The organism is Butyrivibrio sp. FCS014, from assembly GCF_000526935.1.
Lineage (GTDB): Bacteria > Bacillota > Clostridia > Lachnospirales > Lachnospiraceae > Butyrivibrio.
Genome location: NZ_JAHA01000013.1, coordinates 18979 through 39485 on the forward strand (window position 1 = coordinate 18979; position 20507 = coordinate 39485).

A 20507-nucleotide genomic window follows, 5' to 3' on the forward strand; every position below is an offset into this window, starting at 1 on the left:
CAAGTCAAAGGGGACGGTTCTCTCTGACTGGTCTTTCAGACCAGTCAAGGAGAACCGTCCCCTTTGACTTGGACTTGTTGTGGCTCTTTGGTATTTCAAAAAAACGGGTATCAGGCTTCGCTGAATTCTTTGAGATACTTTTCTGCTGCGACGATCCTTACGCAGGTTGTGAAGATTTCCATTGCAAGCTTAAGGTCGTTGAGGTTCGGGAATGTAGGTGCGATCCTGATGTTGCTGTCGTGAGGATCTTTGCCGTAAGGCCAGGTTGCACCGGCATTTGTCATGGTAACGCCTGCCTTCTTGGCTCTGTCAACGATAGCTTTTGCACAGCCTTCGGGAGCATCAAAGCTTAAGAAGTAGCCGCCCTTTGGCTTTGTCCAGCTGCCTATGCCACAGGGAGCCAGGTCTTTTTCCAGGGCATCTATAACTGCCTCGAACTTGGGTCTGATGATGGCTGCGTGCTTCTTCATGTGCTCCTTCATTCCGTTGATGTCGCCGAAGAAACGAACGTGACGAAGCTGGTTAACCTTGTCGTGGCCGATGGTCTGGTAAGTGAGCTGTGCCTTGATCTCCTCAAGGTTGTTGAGGGAGGTGGCGATAGCTGCAATTCCGCTTCCGGGGAAAGTGATCTTGGAAGTGGAGGAGAACTTGTAGACCATATCAGGGCTTCCGGCCTTCTTGCACTCTTCAAGGATCTCTATAAGGTAATCCTGATTGTCATCGTAGAGATGGTGGATTCCGTAGGCGTTGTCCCAGAAGATTCTGAAGTCTCTTGCTGCGGGACGAAGTCTTGCAAAACGTCTTACGGTCTCGTCTGAATAGGAATATCCCTGGGGATTGGAGTACTTGGGTACACACCAGATTCCCTTGACGGATTCGTCGTGGGCAACAAGCCTTTCAACCTCATCCATATCGGGACCTGTGGGAGTCATTCTTACGGGGATCATCTCGATCCCGAAGTACTCTGTTATGGCAAAATGTCTGTCATAACCGGGAACGGGGCAGAGGAACTTAACCCTGTCCAGCTTGCACCAGGGGGTGTTGCCCATGATTCCGTGGGTATAAGCTCTTGAAACCGTGTCATACATTACGTTGAGAGATGAATTGCCGTAAATGATGATGTTCTCAGGCTTGTTCTCCATCATGGCGCCAAGAAGAACCTTGGCTTCATGGATACCTGTGAGAACTCCGTAGTTTCGGCAGTCGGTACCGTCTTCACAGGAAAGATCCGCCTCGGAATTGAGGGCGTCCATCATTCCCATGGAAAGATCCAGCTGCTCACGACAGGGCTTTCCTCTCGCCATATTGAGGGAGAGCTCCATCTCCTGGAACTTCTTGTACTCTGCCTTGAGCTTGACGATTTCCTGCTCAAGTTCCTGTTTGTTCATCTCTGCATACTTTTTCACGGCGATACTCCTTCTGAAAAGAACTATTTTGAATGTGGAAAATGCATAGTTGTATAATTGTATACAGGCATTATACAGGAAAGACTTAGCTCTTGCAACAATTAATACATTGCATTAAAATATGTGGGTGTTAATAACAATTGATATGACATTAATATTAGTAGAAATGGAGTATTACCTATGATGCAGTCACGTACACATAACTGTGGTGAGCTTCGCATAGAGAACGCCGGACAGCAGGTTAAGCTGGTGGGCTGGCTTGAGAATATGCGTGAGGTTGGAAGCGGTCTTGGATTCGTTGTTCTTAGAGACTTCTACGGCACAACACAGATCGTTCTTGAAACTGAGGAAATGGTTAAGACAGCCAAGGCCATCACCAAGGAGTCAACCATATCCGTTAAGGGTGTTGTAAGAGAGCGCAGCTCCAAGAACCCCAAACAGGCTACCGGCGATATAGAGGTTGTTCCCGAGTCCATCGAGGTCCTCGGAAGATGCCGTTACAACGAGCTTCCTTTTGAGATCAATCACTCAAGGGAGGCCGATGAGACAGCCCGTCTTAAATATCGTTATCTCGACCTTAGAAACCCTGAGGTTAAAAAGAATATCATCTTAAGATGCAATGTTATTGCAGCTCTTCGTCAGGCTATGATGGAGCACGGATTCATGGAGATCACAACTCCCATCCTTACAGCTTCTTCACCTGAGGGCGCAAGAGACTACCTTGTTCCCGCAAGAAAGCACCCCGGCAAGTTCTATGCTCTGCCCCAGGCTCCTCAGCAGTTCAAGCAGCTGCTCATGACAGCAGGTTTTGACCGTTACTTCCAGATCGCACCCTGCTTCCGTGATGAGGATGCAAGAGGAGACAGAAGCCCGGGAGAGTTCTACCAGCTTGATATGGAGATGGCTTTTGCTACTCAGGAAGACGTATTCTCTGTTTGTGAGGATGTTCTTCCTCCCGTATTCGAGAAGTTCGGTACCTATGATCACGCATCAAAGGCTCCTTTCACAAGAATTCCTTATCTTGAGGCTATGGAGAAATACGGTTCTGACAAGCCCGACCTTAGAATCGACCTGACTGTTCAGGATGTTACAGAGACTCTTAAGGACTGCGGTTTCGGACCTTTCGCAACCACTGTATCAGCAGAGGCAGCCGAGAAGAGTGAAGGCGCACTCAAAGAGGGTGATGCCACCAACGTAAGGATCAAGGCTGTTGTTGTTTCTGACTTCAAGGAGAGCCGTAAGTTTATCGACAAGCACATCGGCGACGTTGAGGTTCAGTCAGGCGGCAAGGCTTACTGGTTCAGAATGGATGAGAACGGCGAGCTGGTTGGAGGAATCTCCAAGTTTGTTGCTCCCATCAAGGACGCAGTTGTTTCAGCTCTTTCACTTAAGGCAGGCGACCTGGTTGTTCTTTCTGCAGGCAAGCTTGCAGCAGCTCAGAAGGTTGCCGGCGTTATCGTTAAGACTTTCGGCGCAGCTGTACCCGGACACATGGACAAAGAGAAATACGAGTTCTGCTGGATCGTGGACTTCCCTATGTACGAGATCGGTGAGGAGTCCGGCGAGCTTGAGTTCTGCCACAATCCTTTCTCAATGCCTTCAGGCGGTCTTGAGACTCTTCTTAAGGCTGAGAGAGGTGAGATCGATCCTCTTTCCATCACAGCAGATCAGTACGATCTTGTTGTAAACGGAATTGAGCTTTCATCAGGAGCTGTTCGTAACCACGATCCTGAGATCATGATCAAGGCCTTCGAGATGGTTCGCCTCGGCGAGGACGATGTTAAGGCCAAGTTCCCCGCTATGTACAACGCTTTCTGCTACGGCGCTCCGCCTCACGCAGGAATCGCTCCCGGCGTAGACCGTATGGTTATGCTTCTTGCAGGAGAGGATACTATCAGAGAGATCATTCCTTTCCCTATGAACAAGAACGCTCAGGATATCATGATGGGTGCTCCCGGATTCGTAACAGACAAGCAGCTTGACGAGCTCCACATCAAAGTGGATGTTCCCGCAGATGCTGAGGAATAAGAAGAATAGATTATAAAGATATTTGTAAGTGCCGGTGGTAGATACGCCGGCACTTTTCTATTAAATAAAAAGTGCTCCGCTAAGGATGCAAACTTATACAAGAATTTCGCCCGGATCAGGCAGACTCCCTGAATATTACATCAGTCTCGATATATGTCTTTTTATAGGGCATATGCGGATTGGCGATCCTTGAGAGCAAAAGGTCGGCAGCTGTATAGCCCATGGAACTGCTGTGGATCCTGACAGTGGTGAGGTTCGGCTCGATTATGGTTGCCTCCGGGGCATTGTCAAAGCCGCAGACAAGGGCATCTTCGGGAACGTTCTTTCCCAGAAGGCGCAGCGCCTTTATGGTGCAGGTAGCCAGGAAATCGTTGGCACAGAAAAAGACCTCCGGCATCTCTTTCAGGGAACTTATCCGCTCGGAGAGCCAGGTTATGTCGTGGTAAGGGTAGTTATCGTCATCAAGGATGCAGGAAGAGGTATCGGGAGCAATCCCATTGTCTGTCAATGCTCCCACGTACCCCTGCCACCTTTCATAGAAAGATTGGCAGTGGAATCTGTCTCCCACAAAAGAGACCTTTCTTTTGCCTTGTCCGATCAGTGTATTTATCATGCTGTAGACACTGGAGGTGTTCTCCATGTACAGCGTGTCTGCCTTTAGAAAGCCGCTCTGCAAAAGCGGCGTATCCACAAAGAGAATCGGGATGTTCTTGCTGCACAGGAAATTGCTGTATCTTGCGGAGAACAGCTCAAGACACAGTATCCCGGCGATATTGTCAAGATTTATGTTGGCAGGGAGCATCAGATTCTCAAGCTCAACATCCCTTATTATGTTAATGGACAGCTTATATCCCAGCGAGTCGATTCGGTTCTGGAAAGCCTCAAGGAGCTTGGTTCCCGAGTGGGAGGCTCCGGGAAAAGAGTGGGTGAAAAGAGCTATCTCTGTCTTCCCGTCTGTCGGAAGGGCAGTAGCTGCTATAGGTGACGCAGATGCATCAATGGTGCTGAACTGTTTGTAGCCCATAGCTGTTGCCATTTGACAGATTCTGTTTCTTGTTTCAATTGAAACGCTTCCTGAATTATTAAGAGCCCTGGAAACTGTGTTTCTGGACATTCCAAGGGCATCTGCTATTTCCTGCAAAGTGACTCTTTTTCCCATAACTCTCCTCATATCGCTAAATATATGTGTCAAAAGTGCGGTTTAGTAGCCAGCCGCTCGACTACTGATTAATGATATCGTAACCATTGCAATGTGTCAAATGTAACATTCCGGTAAAAAGTCTGTGTGCATTCTGTACAAATAAAGCCCCTGATAAAACATGGTTTTGCACGAAAATGTGTGACAAACGCACAATATTATTGCGACATATGTCACATAGTGATATGATATTTTTGCAAGTAAATAGTGCAAATGCACCATAGGAGGGAGTATGAAAAAGTTGGTTACAGTGCTTCTGACTTGTGCAGTCGCAGTTTCTGTTGCCGGATGCGCAGCGGAAACGGCGGACAGCTCACAAGTGGGAGACGATGCGCAGATATTACAGGAAGAAGATGAAGAATACCTGGGAGAAAGCATAGAGGATCACGTGATCTTCCCGGTATCTGTTGAGGGGCTCGTAGGAGATACGATGCCATTTTACGATAACGGTGAATACAATGTCTTTTACCTGGCAGACCAGAGGAACGGCTCTCAGGGCTATCATCCCTGGGGACTGATCAGGACAACGGACTTCACGGAATACGACGACAGGGGTGTTGTGCTGAATTATGGTGAAAAGGCTGAGGATCAGGACATTGCTCTTGGCACGGGAAGTGTCATAAAGGACAGCGAGGGCAGATACCACGCTTTCTATACCGGGCACAACGATATGTTTGAGCCCAAAGAAGCAGTGATGCACGCAGTCAGCGACGATATGGAAAACTGGGAAAAGATTCCGGAGGACACCCTTTACGCCGGTGATGATTATGCGAAAAATGATTTCCGCGACCCTTACGTATTCTATGGCGAGGAAGACAGCTGTTACTACATGCTGGTTGCTACAAGGAAAGACAACAAGGGAATCATTGCAAGATACCGATCGGCGGATCTATCCACCTGGGAGGATGCGGGAGTCTTTTTTGAAAACGATATGGGGACGGATTCAAACCTGGAGTGCCCGACACTTCTTGAATATAAGGGCAAATGGTATCTCTCATTCTCGGATCAGTGGCCTCACAGGCTGGTTCATTATCGAATGGCAGACAACATGAACGGCCCTTTTACAATTCCTCAGCAGGATATCTTTGACTGCAATGGATTTTACGCGGGAAGAATGGAAACAGATGGAGAAAACCTCTACGTTGTGGGATGGAACGGAACCAAGAAGAGCCACACAGACTCAGAGGACTACGACTGGGGCGGCAGCATGGTGACACATCTTCTTATGCAGCATGAGGACGGAACCCTCACCCCTGCGCTTAATCCTGCGGTAGAGAAAATGCTTTCCAATGAGATTGCGGTTTCGCCCACTCAGATGACTGAGACGGCAACCTTTGAGGAAGGTGATATCTCTTTTTCCGGAGAAGAGTATGAGGTGGCCTGCTTCAAAGAGCTTATGGGAAGCTATCTGATAAAGACAACGGTAAAGGACTTTGATAAAGAGGGGATGTTCGGCTTTTGCTTTAACACCAATGAGGAAAAAGTGGGGCGCCTTAACATCATATTCAATGCGGCCACTGGAAGGATAGAGTTCTACAACGGCGCGAATATCATGGAGAGATCCGCCCAGTCCTATGTGGAATATGACATTGCCGGAAAGGATAAACTGGATGTTTCCATGCTTGTTGCCGATGGAGTTGTATCGATGTATGTGAACGGGGAAATCGCATTTACAACGAGAATGTACATGTCACAGGGCTCGGACTGGGGAGTGTTCGGCATTGGCTCAAAGGCAGTATTTGGGAATTTGAAGGTATTTAAGTAAAGCAAAAGGGAGGAAGCTATGGGTATTGATCTAAAGGGTATTGCTTCGAGAATAAAAGGAAGCGGCAAAATAGCAGCAGGAGCCATAGCCGGTACTGCAGTAGTATGCGCTGCGGTGGCTGCGACAGCTCTTTTGCCTAAGGAAAAAGCAGATACGGTGGTTGCGGAGATAAAGGACGAAGTGGTTGCGCTTGCCGGCTTCTGGCCGTCATCTTTTACGTCGACAGATTATATCGAGCCGGAGTTTACGGATGATGAGAGCCGCACCAATAATGCTTTCAATGTAGCGGACTTCGGAGAACAGGGAAACAACGGATGGTTTTACAGATACGGTTCATCTCAGGATCCCGCAAGATCCAGAAGGATCGAGTCCTTTGATGGGGAGAGATACTATCAGCCGGGCAAGACCGGACTTGAGGTAAAGAGCAATTTCCTGCACACGGCGGAAGGAACGGCGCCAATCCTTGAGTGGAGGGCAGCAGAAGACGGCGACATAGATGTTAGTCTCACCTATGTTAAGAATGTGAATAACGACAAGAACCCCTATTATCCCGATGGTGTGACACTCTATGTCTACAAGGGCGAGGAGGCCATTGGCAGGTATGCAGTGGATGCAAAGACCGACTCTGAAGAGGTAGTGGAGGAGGTGCTCTCCGGCATTCACGTTGATGAGCTCGAGAGCCTTTACTTTGTGGTGGATCCCAACATGAACAACGCCTACGACGGAGGATCTCTGTACGTGGCAATAAATGAGGCGGGGGTGCAGCATTCAGCGGCAGCTCCTGATAAAACGAGAATAGACAACAACGCATACCTTGCCGACGACTTTGGCGTTCAGGGCCATAACGGCTGGACGTACATGTGCGGAAAGAGTCCTGCGGATGCAAGGCTTGTTTCCACCGAAAAGGACGGAGAGTTCATGAATTCAACATCGCCTTCTCTGTCCATCAGCAGATTCTTTATCCATCCCGCCATCAATGACGCGGCTATGCTTAGCTGGCAGCCGGCTTTTCCCGGTGCGGTGGAGATCCGTGGCACCTACACCAAGTTCGAGCAGAACGACGGAAATCCCAACTGGCCGGACGGCGTTACGGTTTCAATTTACAAGAATTCTCAAAAGCTCTTTTCTCAGAAGGTTGCAGCGCCTGCGTCAGGGACAAATGTCATTTCTTTCAGGGAAAAGAGTGTGCCGCTTACCGCAGCGGACAGGCTGTATTTCGTTGTGGATGCTGACGGAAACGCCTCTTACGACGGCGGCTCTTTTGACATATCAATCTATGACAGATCAAATGTGGCAAATGAGAACGATGTTGTCATCCCGGGAGATGACAGGCGCGAGAACTATGCCGATGTGAAATATGACTTTGGAAAGCAGGGGGATAACGGCTGGTTCTACCAGGAGGGATTCGGCGATGAGCCATTTGGCTGCTACAACATGCCGCGCTTTGACGAGGGGGAGTACAGATATTTTGACAGCACTTATCTTGAGATAAAAAATGATTTTGTGAACCCCGGAAGAGGCAAGTCGGCGGTCATAAAGTGGAAGGTGGCAAGAGACGGAATCATAAGGCTAAACGCCTCCTACACAAAGTATAAAAACGAGGATAAAAACCCCGCTTTCCCGGATGGAACCAGAGTCACTCTCTACCACAATGAGAAGGCTCTTTTCCGGGAGGAGTTCGAGCCGGATAGAACGCAGGAAATCACAAAACGGATGGATGTTCCAAAACTTGCGGTCAAAAAAGGCGACTATCTCACTATGGTGATCAATGGCAAAGAGAACAACGCCTATGATGCCGGAAACTATGAGTTTTCAATCTACGATCTCACGGACGCTACTACTGAGAACGACATAGCGATAAACGAGTATGAGACCAGACAGAATTTTGCGGATGTGAGATTTGATTTTGGAAAGCAGGGAGACAACGGCTGGTTCTATCAGGAGGGGCTCAGTGATGCGCCTTTTGATGCCTTCAATATCCGGGGCTATGACGAGGGTGGCGAGCGCTATGCTGACAACAGGGACCTGGAGATCAAAAGAGATTTCGTAAACCCCGGAAAGGGCAAATCCGCCGTCATAAAGTGGAAAGTTGCCCAGGACGGCGTCATCCGGATCGATGCTTCTTACACCAAGCTCAAAAATGAGGACAAGAATTCCGACTGGCCGGACGGAACCAGGGTCATGCTCTATCGCAACAATGAGCTGCTTGCCTCAGAGGATTTTCTTCCTGACAGGGAAAAAGAGATAACAAAGCGCCTGGATGTTCCCGGCCTTGATGTTGCAAGAGATGATTACATCACCATGGTCATTAGCGGAAAAGGCAACAATGCCTATGATGCAGGTGAGTTCGAGTTTTCCATAAAGGGTCTGTCTGCCCTTACCGGTGAAACCGAGAAGGATGTGATCAATTGGGATAAGGCCCGCACCAATAACGCAGACATTCAGGAGGATTTCGGAAAGCAGGGAAATAACGGATGGTGCTTCCAGTACGGCTATTACAACGATCCCTCTTTTGCAGTAAACCTTCAGACCTATATTGATAAAGATAAGTACACCACCATGGACGGTGTTGAGATAAAGCGGGATTACATCATGCCCGGTAACAAAGGAAGGAATGCCAATGTTAAGTGGGTTGCCGCAAAGGACGGAAAGATCGACATAATGGCTTCTTACACCAAGCACAGGAACGAGGACAAGAACCCAAGCTGGCCCGACGGTGTGACGGTATTTCTTTATAAAAACGGTGATGTGCTTAGGCAGGAGGACTTCGCTCCTTTGACAGATACAGAAGTAACAAAAGACCTTTCGGTGGAAGGCGTAGATGTTCGCGCCGGGGACAGGATCACTCTGGTGGTGGATGGAAAAGAAAATACGGCCTACGACGGAGGAAACTTCAGCTTTGTGATAGAGGATGCCGAGCTTAAGACCATGAAGATGGTTAATGATAGCGGTACAAACCGCGCCAATCTGGCAGCTGACTTTGGGGAGCAGGGAAGCAACGGCTGGTACTACCTTGAAGGCAGGAGCATAAATAAGGCAGAGGTCCTCACAAAGAAGACGGAGGATGGCAGCGGATACATTTCAAGAAAACAGAAGAACCTTGAGGTAAAGAAGGACGTTGTGCAGCCAAGGCTCCACGCCGATGCCATGTACAAGTGGGTGGTAGCAGAGGATGGAAAAATCGATATAGAAGGCGAATATGTCAAGTTCGGCCACAACGATCCTAACGCCTCCTGGCCTGACGGTGTGAGCGTCTGCGTTTACCACAACAGCACGGCACTATATAAAGAGAACTGCAAGTGCTTTAAGGGCGAGGGCAATGACAATACAAAAGAGATCAATATAGAGAGTCTGGAAGTTAAGAAGGGCGACATCATCACCTTTGACATCGGCTGCAACAAGAATAATGCCTGGGATGGCGGAAGGCTCTCCGTCAATATCTATCCGGTAAAAGAAATATCGGAGGGAGGAGACGACAGGTCCAATAAGACAAACCTCTATGAGGCTTTTGGCCAGCAGGGGTCTGACGGCTGGCGCTACGGAATGTGCGACTGGGACGGAAAGAACTTCGAGGAGCTTGCCTTTGAAGCAGAAAACAGCAGGTATTACAACAACGGAAAGCCCGAGCTTAAGAGGGATTTTGTTGAGCCCGGAAATGGCAGGAATGCCGCATATGCCTGGGAGGTGGCGCAAACAGGTAAGATCAGGGTTAAGGGAAGCTACACCAAGTTTGCTAACAGTGATGACCCTGAGGCCAACGGTGTTTGCATGAGGATATTCGTTGGCGGTGAAGAGAAGAAGTGGATAGGAGGAGATACCCAGGGTAACTTCGATCATGAGGTTACAGTGGAATTCTCTGAAGAATACTCTGTTCATGCGGGGGATATCGTGATGTTTGCTGTTGATCCGGACGGAAATGACAGCTACGACGGCGGAAGGCTAACGGTCTCCATAAACGATGCGGATGCTGCAGCGGAAGAAGATGAGCCTTCAGGTGCGGAAGGCGGATCATCGGAAGGCGGTTCGACGGAAGGCGGCGAAGCTGAGAATCCCGGCGAGGGTGAAGACGAAGGCAGAAGCAATACAACAAGCCTTGCGGGAGCCTTCGGTGAGCAGGGATCCGATGGCTGGACCTACGGAATGTGCGACTGGAACGGCGCAAACTTTGCGGAACTTCCATATGACGCTGACAGTGGAAGATACTTTAATGACGGAAAGCCTGAGCTTAAGAGCGATTTCGTTGAACCCGGAAACGGCAGGAACGCCGCCTACAGATGGAAAGCAGCAAAGAGCGGTACCATCAGGGTTAGGGGAAGCTACACCAAGTTTGCCAACAGCGATGACCCTGAGGCCAACGGAACCTGCATGAGAATATTCGTTGGCGGCGAAGAAAAGAAGTGGATAGGAGGAGATACCCAGGGTAACTTCGACCATGAGGTTACAGTGGACTTCTATGAAGAATACTTTGTAAATGCCGGAGACATCGTGATGTTTGCGGTTGACCCTGACGGAAACGACAGCTACGACGGCGGAAGGCTGGTCGTAGAAATCGAAGGCGAATAAATGGCTACGGTCTTTGCCAGCCCCGGACCCTTTTTCGTATATAATAATTAGTAAGGAGGGTAACGCAATGGCAATGATTGAAACTGTTAAGACAGATGGATTTACCATGGATTATCTAAAATTCGGCCACGGCCCCAACATTTTTGTCATGATCCCCGGGCTCAGCGTTCAGAGCGTCATGGGTTCTGCAGATGCGGTAGTAGACGGATTTTCACTGGCCCATGAGGATTTTACGATATATCTTTTTGACCGCAGGAACGAGCTTCCGCCCGTCTACACGGTCTATGATATGGCAAAAGACACAGCGGCTGCCATCAAAGCTCTTGGCCTGACCGACATCTGCCTCTTTGGTGCCTCCCAGGGCGGCATGATAGCCATGACAATTGCAATTGAGCACCCCGAGCTGGTAAAAAAGCTGGCTCTTGGCTCCACCTCTTCTCATGTGACGAAGGAGCAGGCTGATGGCATAGATGAATGGATTGAACTGGCAAAGAAGGGCGACAGAGAAGGCTTGTACTTAAGCTTTGGACAGAAGGTATATCCCCCTGCGGTATTTGAGCAGTTCAGGGACTATTTCATTGAGACAGCTAAAACGGTCACCGATGAAGAACTTCAGCGCTTTGTGATCCTGGCTTCGGGAATGCACGGCTTCAACGTGACTGACAGACTTAAAGACATCAGTTGCCCTGTCCTTACCACCGGTACCTTTGAGGACGAGGTCCTTAATTCCGACTCCACCATGGAGATTGCCCAGGAGCTGGATGAAAAGGAGGGGTTCAGGCTGTATATGTATATCGGCTACGGACATGCATCCTTTGATACGGCGCCGGATTACAGGCGGCGTGTGATGGATTTCTTTCTTAATTAAAAAAGCTTCCATAACTCTATTGGTTTTAGGGGTTATGGAAGTTTTGTTTTTAATAAGGTTTTAATTATCCAAGGGACCACGAAGGTTACCGAAATTTTGATAAAATCTTTATAAAGAAAACGGCCAAAAGTCGCAAAGTTCAGGAATAAAGCGGCTTTTGGCTTTTTTGACAAAGGGCATCGCAGTTCAGAATTGTCTAACATTAGTTGAGAAAAGCCCATAAAAAGTGTATTATTATAGTGTTATACTGTATTAGTATGCACAAATAGGGCTAATGAAAGGGGTATCCGTTAAGAACATGGAAGTAAGAAGCGTGTCCAAACTTATCGGTCAGTTTGCAATGGTAGGCCAGCTGGGTCTGTCGCTGCTGATGCCCCTTCTGATGTGTCTTTTTGCATGTTACCTTCTGGTAACGAAGCTTTCTGTTGGGGTATGGGTCTACATACCGGGATTTATACTGGGGCTGGGGGCGTCCTGGATGACAGCCTACAAAGTATATCTGTCAGTGGTCCACAAAGAAGATAAAAAGAAATTAAAACGCGACCCTAACGAGGTCAATTTCAGCAAACATATTTAAAGAGGAGCTTTTTGGGAGTATGAAAATTCAGCCGGCTGTAAAGCAGGAAACGGGGAGATTAGCTATCGGAACAGGTATCGGTGTTCTGATAATGTTCGCAATATTTTTTATCTTACACATGGTAATCCCGAAGGATGCGCCATTTGGTTGGTCAGTACCCTTCGATTACAAAGTAATACTGGGAGGAATCGGCGGCTTTATTGTGGCTGTCGGAAATTTCTTCTGGATGGCAATGACGGTTCAGAAGGTTACCTCCATAGAGGACGATGCACAGGCCCGCTCTACCATGGGCGTAAGCCTCAGGTACAGGTACATGCTTCAGATCCTCTGGGTGATCCTTGCAATCGTTGTTCCGATATTCAACTTGGTAGCGGGCATAGTACCGCTATTCATTCCCAGTTTATACATAAAACTACGCGGTATCATTTCTGCGGGGAAAGGAGGTTGAAGGCGAAAGCATGAGTCAAAGCTTCGAAGTTGATTATGCGAGGATATACGCCACCATTAAGACCGGAATTCCCATTTTAGGGGATCTTCAGATCACTGAAACGCTGATCGTCAGCTGGATAGTGATGATCATCATTACCGGTCTGTGTATATTCCTTACGAGAGATCTCAAGATCGAGAACATCTCGAAGAGGCAGGCTTTTGCGGAGATGCTGGTTGAGACGGGCAACAACTTTGTTCGTAACAACACAGGCAGTAACAAGTTTGATAAACTGATACCCTTCGTATCTGCGCTCTTTGCTACGAGCGTTGTATCAAACCTTATAAGTCTTGTGGGACTTAGAAGCCCGACAGCTGATCTGTCGACAGAAGCAGCCTGGGCCATCGTGGTATTCATCATGATAACGGCCACCAAGATCAAGACCAACGGATTTGGCGGATATTTGAAAGGATTCACGACTCCTATAGCAGTTATGACACCATTCAATATTCTGTCCGAGTTGGCAACGCCTGTAAGTATGGCTTGCCGTCACTTTGGAAATATCCTTTCCGGAGTAGTTATCGACGGACTTATTTACTGGGCACTGGGGCTTGCATCAGCAGCCCTGTTCAAATTGATACCGGGTGTGGTTGGACAGTTCCTGTCCAAGATCCCTATTCTCGGCATCGGACTTCCTGCTGTGACCGGAGTGTATTTTGACTGGTTCTCAGGATGCATGCAGGCATTCATTTTCTGTATGCTGACCGTCATGTACATCGCCAACGCGGCAGAGGAATCGTGATTTAGGATTAAAAAAATACTACTACTAAAAAATTCATTTAGGAGGCAAAAGAATTATGGGTGATTTTCAGATTCTGGCAAAAGGTATTGCACTGGCAGGATGCGGAATTGGAGCAGGTTGTGCGCTGATCGCAGGTATCGGACCTGGTATTGGTGAAGGAACTGCCGTATCAAAGGCTCTTGAAGCTATCGGACGTCAGCCTGAGTGCAAGAGTGATGTTACCGGTACCATGCTTCTTGGTTGCGCGGTTGCTGAGACAACAGGTATTTACGGTTTCGTTACAGGTCTTCTTCTTATCTTCGTTGCACCCGGAATGTTTATGAACTACTTGCAGTAACAGGGATTCAAAGTCATAAAACTTTCGTGCTTGCACAGGAAAATTTATGACCTTGAAGACCGCCCAGGCATGAGGAAGCAGCACGGGAGTGCGGATTCCGAATGACTGCAGGATTGCGAAAGCGAAGCGGAGCAATCCGTGTTACTGAAGATTTTCAGAGGAGAATACATATGCAGACACAAGATTTAGTAACCCTTGTGCCCTGGACCTTTATAATTCAGATCATAAACCTCTTCATACAGGTGTATTTCATTAAGAAGTTTCTTTTCAAACCTATTAACGAGATCCTCGAGAAGAGAAAAAATCTGGCTGATAAAGAGATAACAGAGGCAAGAGAGGCCAGAAGCGAAGCTGATTCTTTGAAAGAACAGTATGAGGATAGCCTTACAAATGCCCATGCAGAAGCTGCCAAGATTGTATCCGATGCCCAGAAGGAAGCGGAGAACAAGGCAGAGACCCTTGTGAGGGAAGCTGAACAGCAGGCAGCTGCCATTAAGGCGAAGGCTACAGCCGATATTGAGCAGGAGAAGAAAAAAGCTATCAACGAGGCCAAAGATGAAATCGGCGGACTTGCCATGGAAATCGCAGGCAAGGTTGTTGAAAAGGAAATTAACGAATCCGACCACAGGAAGCTCATTGATGACTTCATAAACAAGGTCGGAGCATAAGGAGAAATTATGACGAAAGCTGGAGATCTTTATGGGCAGAGCCTGTATGATCTGGCAGCGGAAGAGAACCTTACGGATGATATACTGGGCGAGATGGAGGCAGTAAAGGGAATCTTCAAGGAGAATCCCGATTATGTTGCACTCCTGTCGGAGCCTTCGGTTCCTAAGAACGAGAGACTGCAGCTGGTGGATGAGTCCTTAGGCAGCAGCCTGACCCCTTATCATCTGAACTTTATCAAGATACTCATAGAAAAAGGACTGCTTCGTGAGTACTCAGCGTGTTATAAGAGATTCAGAAAATCTTATAATGAGGCTCACAAGATAGCTGAAGCGGTGGTGACAACCGCAGTTGCACTTTCCGATACACAGCTGTTGCAGCTTAAAGAGAAACTTGAAAAGATCAGCGGTAAGACAGTTCTGCTGGAGCAGAAAACCGATCCGGACATCTTAGGTGGTGTGAGAGTTGATCTCGAGGGACAGCTCTTTGACGGATCCATCAAAGGAAGGTTATCCGAGCTTCGCAGAAAAGTCGACGAGACAGTCATCTAGACTAATAAACATCGGAGGATGATATGGAACTAAAACCAGAAAAAATATCCGAGGTCATTCGAAGCCAGATAAAGAATTATCAGAACGCGATCATTCAGAATGAGACCGGAACAGTTCTTACCGTTGGTGACGGTATCGCCAGAGTCAGCGGACTTTTGAACTGTATGGCCGGTGAGCTTCTTGAGTTTGAGAACGGAACATTCGGAATGGCTCAGAACCTCGAGGAAACAGTAGTTTCTGCGGTTTTGTTCGGCGAGGATGTAGGTATCAGCGAAGGACAGACCGTTAAGCGCACAGGCAGAGTTGTATCTGTACCTGTAGGCGAGCAGATGATCGGACGTGTCGTTAATGCCATTGGTCAGCCTATCGACGGCCAGGGCCCTATCGAGACTACCGAATACAGACCGGTTGAATCACCGGCACCCGGAATTATCGCAAGACAGCCCGTTAAGGAGCCCCTTCAGACAGGTATCAAGGCTATCGATTCCATGATCCCTATCGGAAGAGGACAGCGTGAGCTGATCATCGGCGACAGACAGACCGGTAAGACCACAATTGCTATTGATACAATCCTTAACCAGAAGGGCAAGGATGTTATCTGTATCTATGTTGCTATCGGACAGAAACGTTCGACAGTTACTTCACTTGTTGAGGACCTTAAGAAGGGCGGAGCCATGGACTACACCATCGTTGTAGCCGCTACAGCTTCAGAACCCAGTCCTCTTCAGTACATTTCACCTTACACAGGCTGCGCTATGGGTGAGTACTTTATGCATCAGGGCAAGCACGTTCTTTGTATCTACGACGACTTGTCCAAGCATGCGGTTGCTTACCGAGCACTCTCCCTGCTGATCAGAAGACCTCCGGGACGTGAGGCTTATCCCGGTGACGTATTCTATCTGCACTCAAGACTTCTTGAGAGAGCAGCTAAGCTCTCAGATGAGAACGGAGGCGGTTCACTTACAGCCCTTCCTATCATCGAGACTCAGGCTGGTGACGTTTCGGCATACATTCCCACAAACGTTATCTCCATCACAGATGGTCAGATATTCCTTGAGACCGAGCTCTTCCACTCAGGAATCATGCCGGCGGTTAACCCCGGTATCTCCGTATCCCGAGTTGGTGGTAACGCTCAGATCAAGGCAATGAAGAAGGTTGCCGGAACATTGAAACTTGTATATTCACAGTACCGTGAGCTGGCAAGCTTTGCTCAGTTCGGTTCCGACCTTGATGAAGACACCAAGAACCGTCTTGCACAGGGTGAAAGAATCGTGGAAGTCCTCAAGCAGGACAAGAACCAGCCGGTACCTGTAGAGAAGCAGGTTGCCATCCTTTATGCCGTAATCAACAATATTCTGATGAAGGTAGCAGTTACCGATGTAGCAGAATATGAAGCAGGACTTTATGACTTCCTTGACAACGATCCTTCCGGAATCGCAGCAATGCGTGACATCCGTGAGACCGGTAAGCTGGAAGCTGAAACAGAGACCAAGCTAAAAGAGGCACTGGACGCTTATACAGAGAAGTTCCTTAAGCAGAAGGGCTGATAAGAGGAGGACTTAAATAATGGCTGGATCAATGAAAGCTGTTAAACTCCGAATCAAGAGCGTTCAGAGCACCATGCAGATCACGAAGGCCATGCAGCTGGTTGCCGCATCCAAACTTCGTAAGGCAAAAGAGAGAGCTGATGCATCAAAGCCCTATCTCGAGACCATGGTTCAAACACTTACAGACATTGCTAACACAAACACGGATTTCCAGTCTCCCTACACCAAGGCGGGACAGAATGACAAGTGGCTGTATGTGGTTATCGCCGGAGACAGAGGTCTTGCAGGCGGTTACAACTCCAACCTGTTCAAATTCATGGAGCAGGAGACCAAGGACAGAGGGGACGTAACAGTTCTTCCCATAGGAAAAAAATCTGTGGAGCACTTTAAACACAGGAATGTTCCCATTTTTACAGAGGAATATGCCGAGGTTGCCAAAGTAAACCTCTCAGATTGTTTCCAGGTTGCCAAACTGATCTGCGAAGCATACAGTTCGGGAGAGTTCGGACATATCTATCTGTGCTACACAAATTTCGTGTCCATGCTTTCTCAGGTTCCCACAGCATCATCACTTCTTCCTCTTTCGGATCTTCGAACCGAAGAGAAGCCAAGCGATGGCAAGGCCAGGGAGCTGATACTGTATGAACCGGATTCAGAGACGGTGTTCAATGCTATTGTTCCGGAATATCTGGCGGGAATTCTTTATTCCAGTATCAATATATCCTATGCAAGTGAGCTGGCAGCACGCCGAACAGCGATGGAGGCCGCTACCGACAACGCAGAGGAAATGATTGATACCTTGAGCCTGTACTATAACAGGGCACGTCAGGCAAGCATCACGCAAGAGATTACAGAGATCGTAGCAGGAGCTGAAAGCTGAGGCCCTTGTTACAGTATTTCTTAATAACTACAATTCTAAGGAGTCAAAAATGAGTGAAAATCATGTTGGAAAGGTAATACAGGTTACAGGTCCTGTACTTGACATCCGCTTCAAAGAGGGTGAGCTTCCTGATCTTCACAATGCCATAGAGATCATGATCGGCGATCGCAAGCTTGTTGCTGAGGTTGCTCAGCAGATAGGCGATGACGTAGTTCGCTGCGTAGCCATGAGCTCCACTGATGGACTTGTTCGAGGAGTGGATGCCAAAGACACAGGAAGTCCCATCACTGTTCCCGTTGGTGATCAGTGTCTGGGAAGAATCTTCAACCTGCTTGGAGAACCTGTTGACAACGAGCCTGCTCCTGAGGGAGTTGAGAGATGGGCAATCCATCGTCCCGCTCCTTCCTACGAAGATCAGGTTCCTGCCACAGAGATTTTTGAGACAGGTATCAAGGTAGTAGACCTTATCTGCCCCTATGCTAAGGGCGGAAAGATCGGTCTTTTCGGCGGTGCCGGAGTTGGTAAGACCGTACTTATCATGGAGCTTATCAACAACGTAGCCAAGGCTCACGGCGGTATTTCCGTATTTACCGGTGTTGGTGAGCGTACCCGTGAAGGAAACGATCTTTACGGTGAGATGAAGGAAAGTGGAGTTATCGACAAGACAGCTCTGGTTTACGGACAGATGAACGAGCCTCCGGGAGCCAGAATGAGAGTCGGACTTTCCGGACTTACCATGGCTGAATATTTCCGTGATGTAAAGAATCAGGATGTGCTTCTTTTCATCGATAACATCTTCCGTTTCACCCAGGCCGGATCTGAGGTTTCAGCTCTGCTTGGACGTATGCCTTCAGCCGTAGGTTATCAGCCTACACTGGCAACAGAAATGGGTGCTCTGCAGGAGCGTATCACATCCACCAAGAAGGGTTCCATCACTTCTGTTCAGGCCGTATATGTGCCTGCGGACGACTTGACAGACCCTGCTCCCGCTACAACCTTCACACACCTGGATGCTACCACCGTTCTTTCCAGAGATATCGCTTCAAAGGGTATCTACCCTGCGGTTGATCCTCTGGATTCAACAAGCCGTATCCTTTCTCCCGATGTTGTGGGAAAAGAGCATTACGAAGTAGCTAAAGGAGTGCAGCAGGTACTTCAGAGATATCGTGAACTTCAGGATATCATCGCCATCATGGGTATGGATGAGCTTTCTGAAGAGGATAAGCTGACAGTTTACAGAGCTCGTAAGGTACAGAACTTCCTGTCCCAGAGTTTCTCCGTTGCTGAGCAGTTCACCGGACTTCCCGGAAAGTATGTTCCTCTTAAGGAGACTATCCGTGGATTCAAGATGATCCTCGACGGCGAGTGCGATGACCTTCCTGAGTCAGCATTCCTCCTGGTTGGAACCATTGACGAAGTATTTGAGAAAGCAAAGAAAGGATAATTACTATGTCCTCATATCATTTACAGGTTGTTTCCATGGATGGAGAAGACTTTGACGGACAGGTTCAAAAGATATTGCTGCGTACAATAGACGGTGACGTGGAAATCCTTGCGCGCCACACGGACTACTGTACCGCTATCGGCATGGGCACCGCCAGAGTTACCATGGAAGACGGAACCGTTAGAAAAGCAGCCTGTATCGGTGGAATGCTTTCTGTACTTAAGGGCGAGGTCAGAGTTTTCCCTACCACCTGGGAGTGGAGTGAAGACATCGACATCGAGCGTGCCAAAGCTGCCAAGGCAAGGGCCGAGGAAAGGCTTAAAGACCAGCAGCTGGACAAGCAAGCCCGCGTCAGGGCGGAGGCCAAGCTCTACAGAGCCCTGGTAAGACTTGGTTCTTCCGGACAGGATCACGACTTTAAACAACAATAATATAAAGACAAATTAAATGGCCCGGAGTGCTTACTCCGGGCCATTCTATGTTCTGCGCCATCCGGCGCGATATTGCTGAAACCTGATGGACTTTGATTACTCTTTTACACCACCGATTGTAAGACCTGCAACGAAGTATCTCTGCAGGAAAGGATAGAGCATTACGATGGGAGCCATGGTGATGATGGTGGCTGCGGCTCTTACGGATACAGGAGTGATGTTAACCTGAGTTCCTGTGGTGGCAGCACCTGCGTTACCCTTAAGGCTTGTAACTGCTGAAAGCATCTTCATCAGCTCGTACTGCAGTGTTGTGTACTGGTCGGCCATACGGTTGTAGAGCATGGTATCGAACCAGGAGTTCCACTGACCTACAGCAACGAAAAGAGCTATTGTAGCGTAGATGGGTTTGCACAGGGGGGATACAACAGATACGAATATCTTCATATATCCTGCGCCGTCGATCTGTGCTGCTTCCTGAAGAGAATCCGGAAGTCCTTCCATGTAGGTTCTCATAACCAGCATATTGAAACCGCTTATCATTCCGGGGATGACATATACCCAGAATGAATTTGTCAGATGCAGGTTTCTGTACAGGAGCATTACAGGGATCATACCGCCGTTAACGTACATTGTAATAACCCAGAAAAGAGACAGCTGGGATCTGAAGACAAAGTTCTTCTGGCTTACAATGAAGGCGAGCAGCGCATTGGCAACTACCGCAAATAATGTTCCCAGGACGGTTCGAAGAACCGATATAACAGCGCCTCGGCCGATGTTTCTAAGAGCAAGCACTGCGCCGTAGTTCTGTGTGGTAAATATTCTGGGCCATAAGTGAACTCCGCCTCTCATGGCGTCTACACCGTCGTTAAAGGAAATGGCCAGTGTATTAAGTACGGGATAAATGGTCACTACACAGAAAATCAACATAAACAGATACAGGAAAATGTAAAAGATCACATCTCCGACTTTTAGTCTATTAAGTTTACCTGACTTATTCTCATTCTTTTCCATACAGCA

At 48.2% G+C, this 20507-nt stretch carries 17 protein-coding genes; 14 read left to right on the forward strand and 3 right to left on the reverse strand.

The window, feature by feature from the left end; all coding sequences use genetic code 11:
* Positions 1-110 precede the first annotated feature (110 nt).
* Positions 111-1406 carry an aminotransferase gene (locus T456_RS0111750; protein ID WP_024866296.1) on the reverse strand — a complete coding sequence of 432 codons (1296 nt, stop codon included), beginning with the start codon at positions 1404-1406 and terminating at the stop codon, positions 111-113.
* Positions 1407-1586: 180 nt separating this feature from the next.
* Between T456_RS0111750 and aspS the strand changes: the two genes are divergently transcribed.
* A complete protein-coding gene (gene aspS, locus T456_RS0111755; protein WP_024866297.1) occupies positions 1587-3434 on the forward strand; it encodes an aspartate--tRNA ligase in 1848 nt (615 codons plus the stop codon).
* A gap of 115 nt (positions 3435-3549) precedes the next feature.
* Here aspS and T456_RS0111760 read toward each other — a convergent pair whose 3' ends face one another.
* Positions 3550-4593, reverse strand: coding sequence for a LacI family DNA-binding transcriptional regulator (locus tag T456_RS0111760; protein WP_024866298.1), 1044 nt, complete (start codon positions 4591-4593; stop codon positions 3550-3552).
* Between the two features lie 271 nt (positions 4594-4864).
* Between T456_RS0111760 and T456_RS0111765 the strand changes: the two genes are divergently transcribed.
* The 13 genes from T456_RS0111765 (at position 4865) to atpC (ending at position 19490) form a co-directional block, all read left to right on the forward strand.
* Positions 4865-6397, forward strand: coding sequence for a glycoside hydrolase family 32 protein (locus tag T456_RS0111765; protein ID WP_024866299.1), 1533 nt, complete (start codon positions 4865-4867; stop codon positions 6395-6397).
* Between the two features lie 18 nt (positions 6398-6415).
* Positions 6416-10960 carry a hypothetical protein gene (locus tag T456_RS0111770; RefSeq protein ID WP_024866300.1) on the forward strand — a complete coding sequence of 1515 codons (4545 nt, stop codon included), beginning with the start codon at positions 6416-6418 and terminating at the stop codon, positions 10958-10960.
* Positions 10961-11027: 67 nt separating this feature from the next.
* A complete protein-coding gene (locus tag T456_RS0111775) occupies positions 11028-11828 on the forward strand; it encodes an alpha/beta fold hydrolase (protein ID WP_024866301.1) in 801 nt (266 codons plus the stop codon).
* 274 nt (positions 11829-12102) lie between these two features.
* Positions 12103-12405, forward strand: coding sequence for an AtpZ/AtpI family protein (locus tag T456_RS0111780; RefSeq protein ID WP_242835960.1), 303 nt, complete (start codon positions 12103-12105; stop codon positions 12403-12405).
* Positions 12406-12424: 19 nt separating this feature from the next.
* Positions 12425-12853 carry an ATP synthase subunit I gene (locus T456_RS0111785; RefSeq protein ID WP_024866303.1) on the forward strand — a complete coding sequence of 143 codons (429 nt, stop codon included), beginning with the start codon at positions 12425-12427 and terminating at the stop codon, positions 12851-12853.
* 10 nt (positions 12854-12863) lie between these two features.
* Positions 12864-13634, forward strand: coding sequence for a F0F1 ATP synthase subunit A (locus T456_RS0111790; RefSeq protein ID WP_024866304.1), 771 nt, complete (start codon positions 12864-12866; stop codon positions 13632-13634).
* 55 nt (positions 13635-13689) lie between these two features.
* Complete coding sequence (gene atpE, locus T456_RS0111795) at positions 13690-13971, forward strand: ATP synthase F0 subunit C (protein ID WP_024866305.1); 282 nt, start codon at positions 13690-13692, stop codon at positions 13969-13971.
* Positions 13972-14141: 170 nt separating this feature from the next.
* Positions 14142-14639, forward strand: a complete 498-nt coding sequence (gene atpF / locus T456_RS0111800; protein WP_024866306.1) for a F0F1 ATP synthase subunit B — start codon at positions 14142-14144, stop codon at positions 14637-14639.
* Between the two features lie 9 nt (positions 14640-14648).
* Positions 14649-15188 carry an ATP synthase F1 subunit delta gene (atpH, locus tag T456_RS0111805; RefSeq protein WP_024866307.1) on the forward strand — a complete coding sequence of 180 codons (540 nt, stop codon included), beginning with the start codon at positions 14649-14651 and terminating at the stop codon, positions 15186-15188.
* Between the two features lie 23 nt (positions 15189-15211).
* Positions 15212-16735, forward strand: a complete 1524-nt coding sequence (gene atpA, locus T456_RS0111810) for a F0F1 ATP synthase subunit alpha (RefSeq protein ID WP_024866308.1) — start codon at positions 15212-15214, stop codon at positions 16733-16735.
* A gap of 19 nt (positions 16736-16754) precedes the next feature.
* Positions 16755-17615 (forward strand): ATP synthase F1 subunit gamma, encoded by an 861-nt coding sequence (gene atpG / locus T456_RS0111815; protein WP_024866309.1) that lies wholly within the window; start codon positions 16755-16757, stop codon positions 17613-17615.
* 49 nt (positions 17616-17664) lie between these two features.
* Positions 17665-19059, forward strand: coding sequence for a F0F1 ATP synthase subunit beta (gene atpD / locus T456_RS0111820; protein ID WP_024866310.1), 1395 nt, complete (start codon positions 17665-17667; stop codon positions 19057-19059).
* A 5-nt stretch (positions 19060-19064) separates the two neighbouring features.
* Complete coding sequence (gene atpC / locus T456_RS0111825; protein WP_024866311.1) at positions 19065-19490, forward strand: ATP synthase F1 subunit epsilon; 426 nt, start codon at positions 19065-19067, stop codon at positions 19488-19490.
* A gap of 96 nt (positions 19491-19586) precedes the next feature.
* On the opposite strand, the gene T456_RS0111830 is transcribed toward atpC, so the two are convergent.
* Positions 19587-20501 (reverse strand): carbohydrate ABC transporter permease, encoded by a 915-nt coding sequence (locus T456_RS0111830; protein WP_024866312.1) that lies wholly within the window; start codon positions 20499-20501, stop codon positions 19587-19589.
* Between the last annotated feature and the right edge of the window lie 6 nt (positions 20502-20507).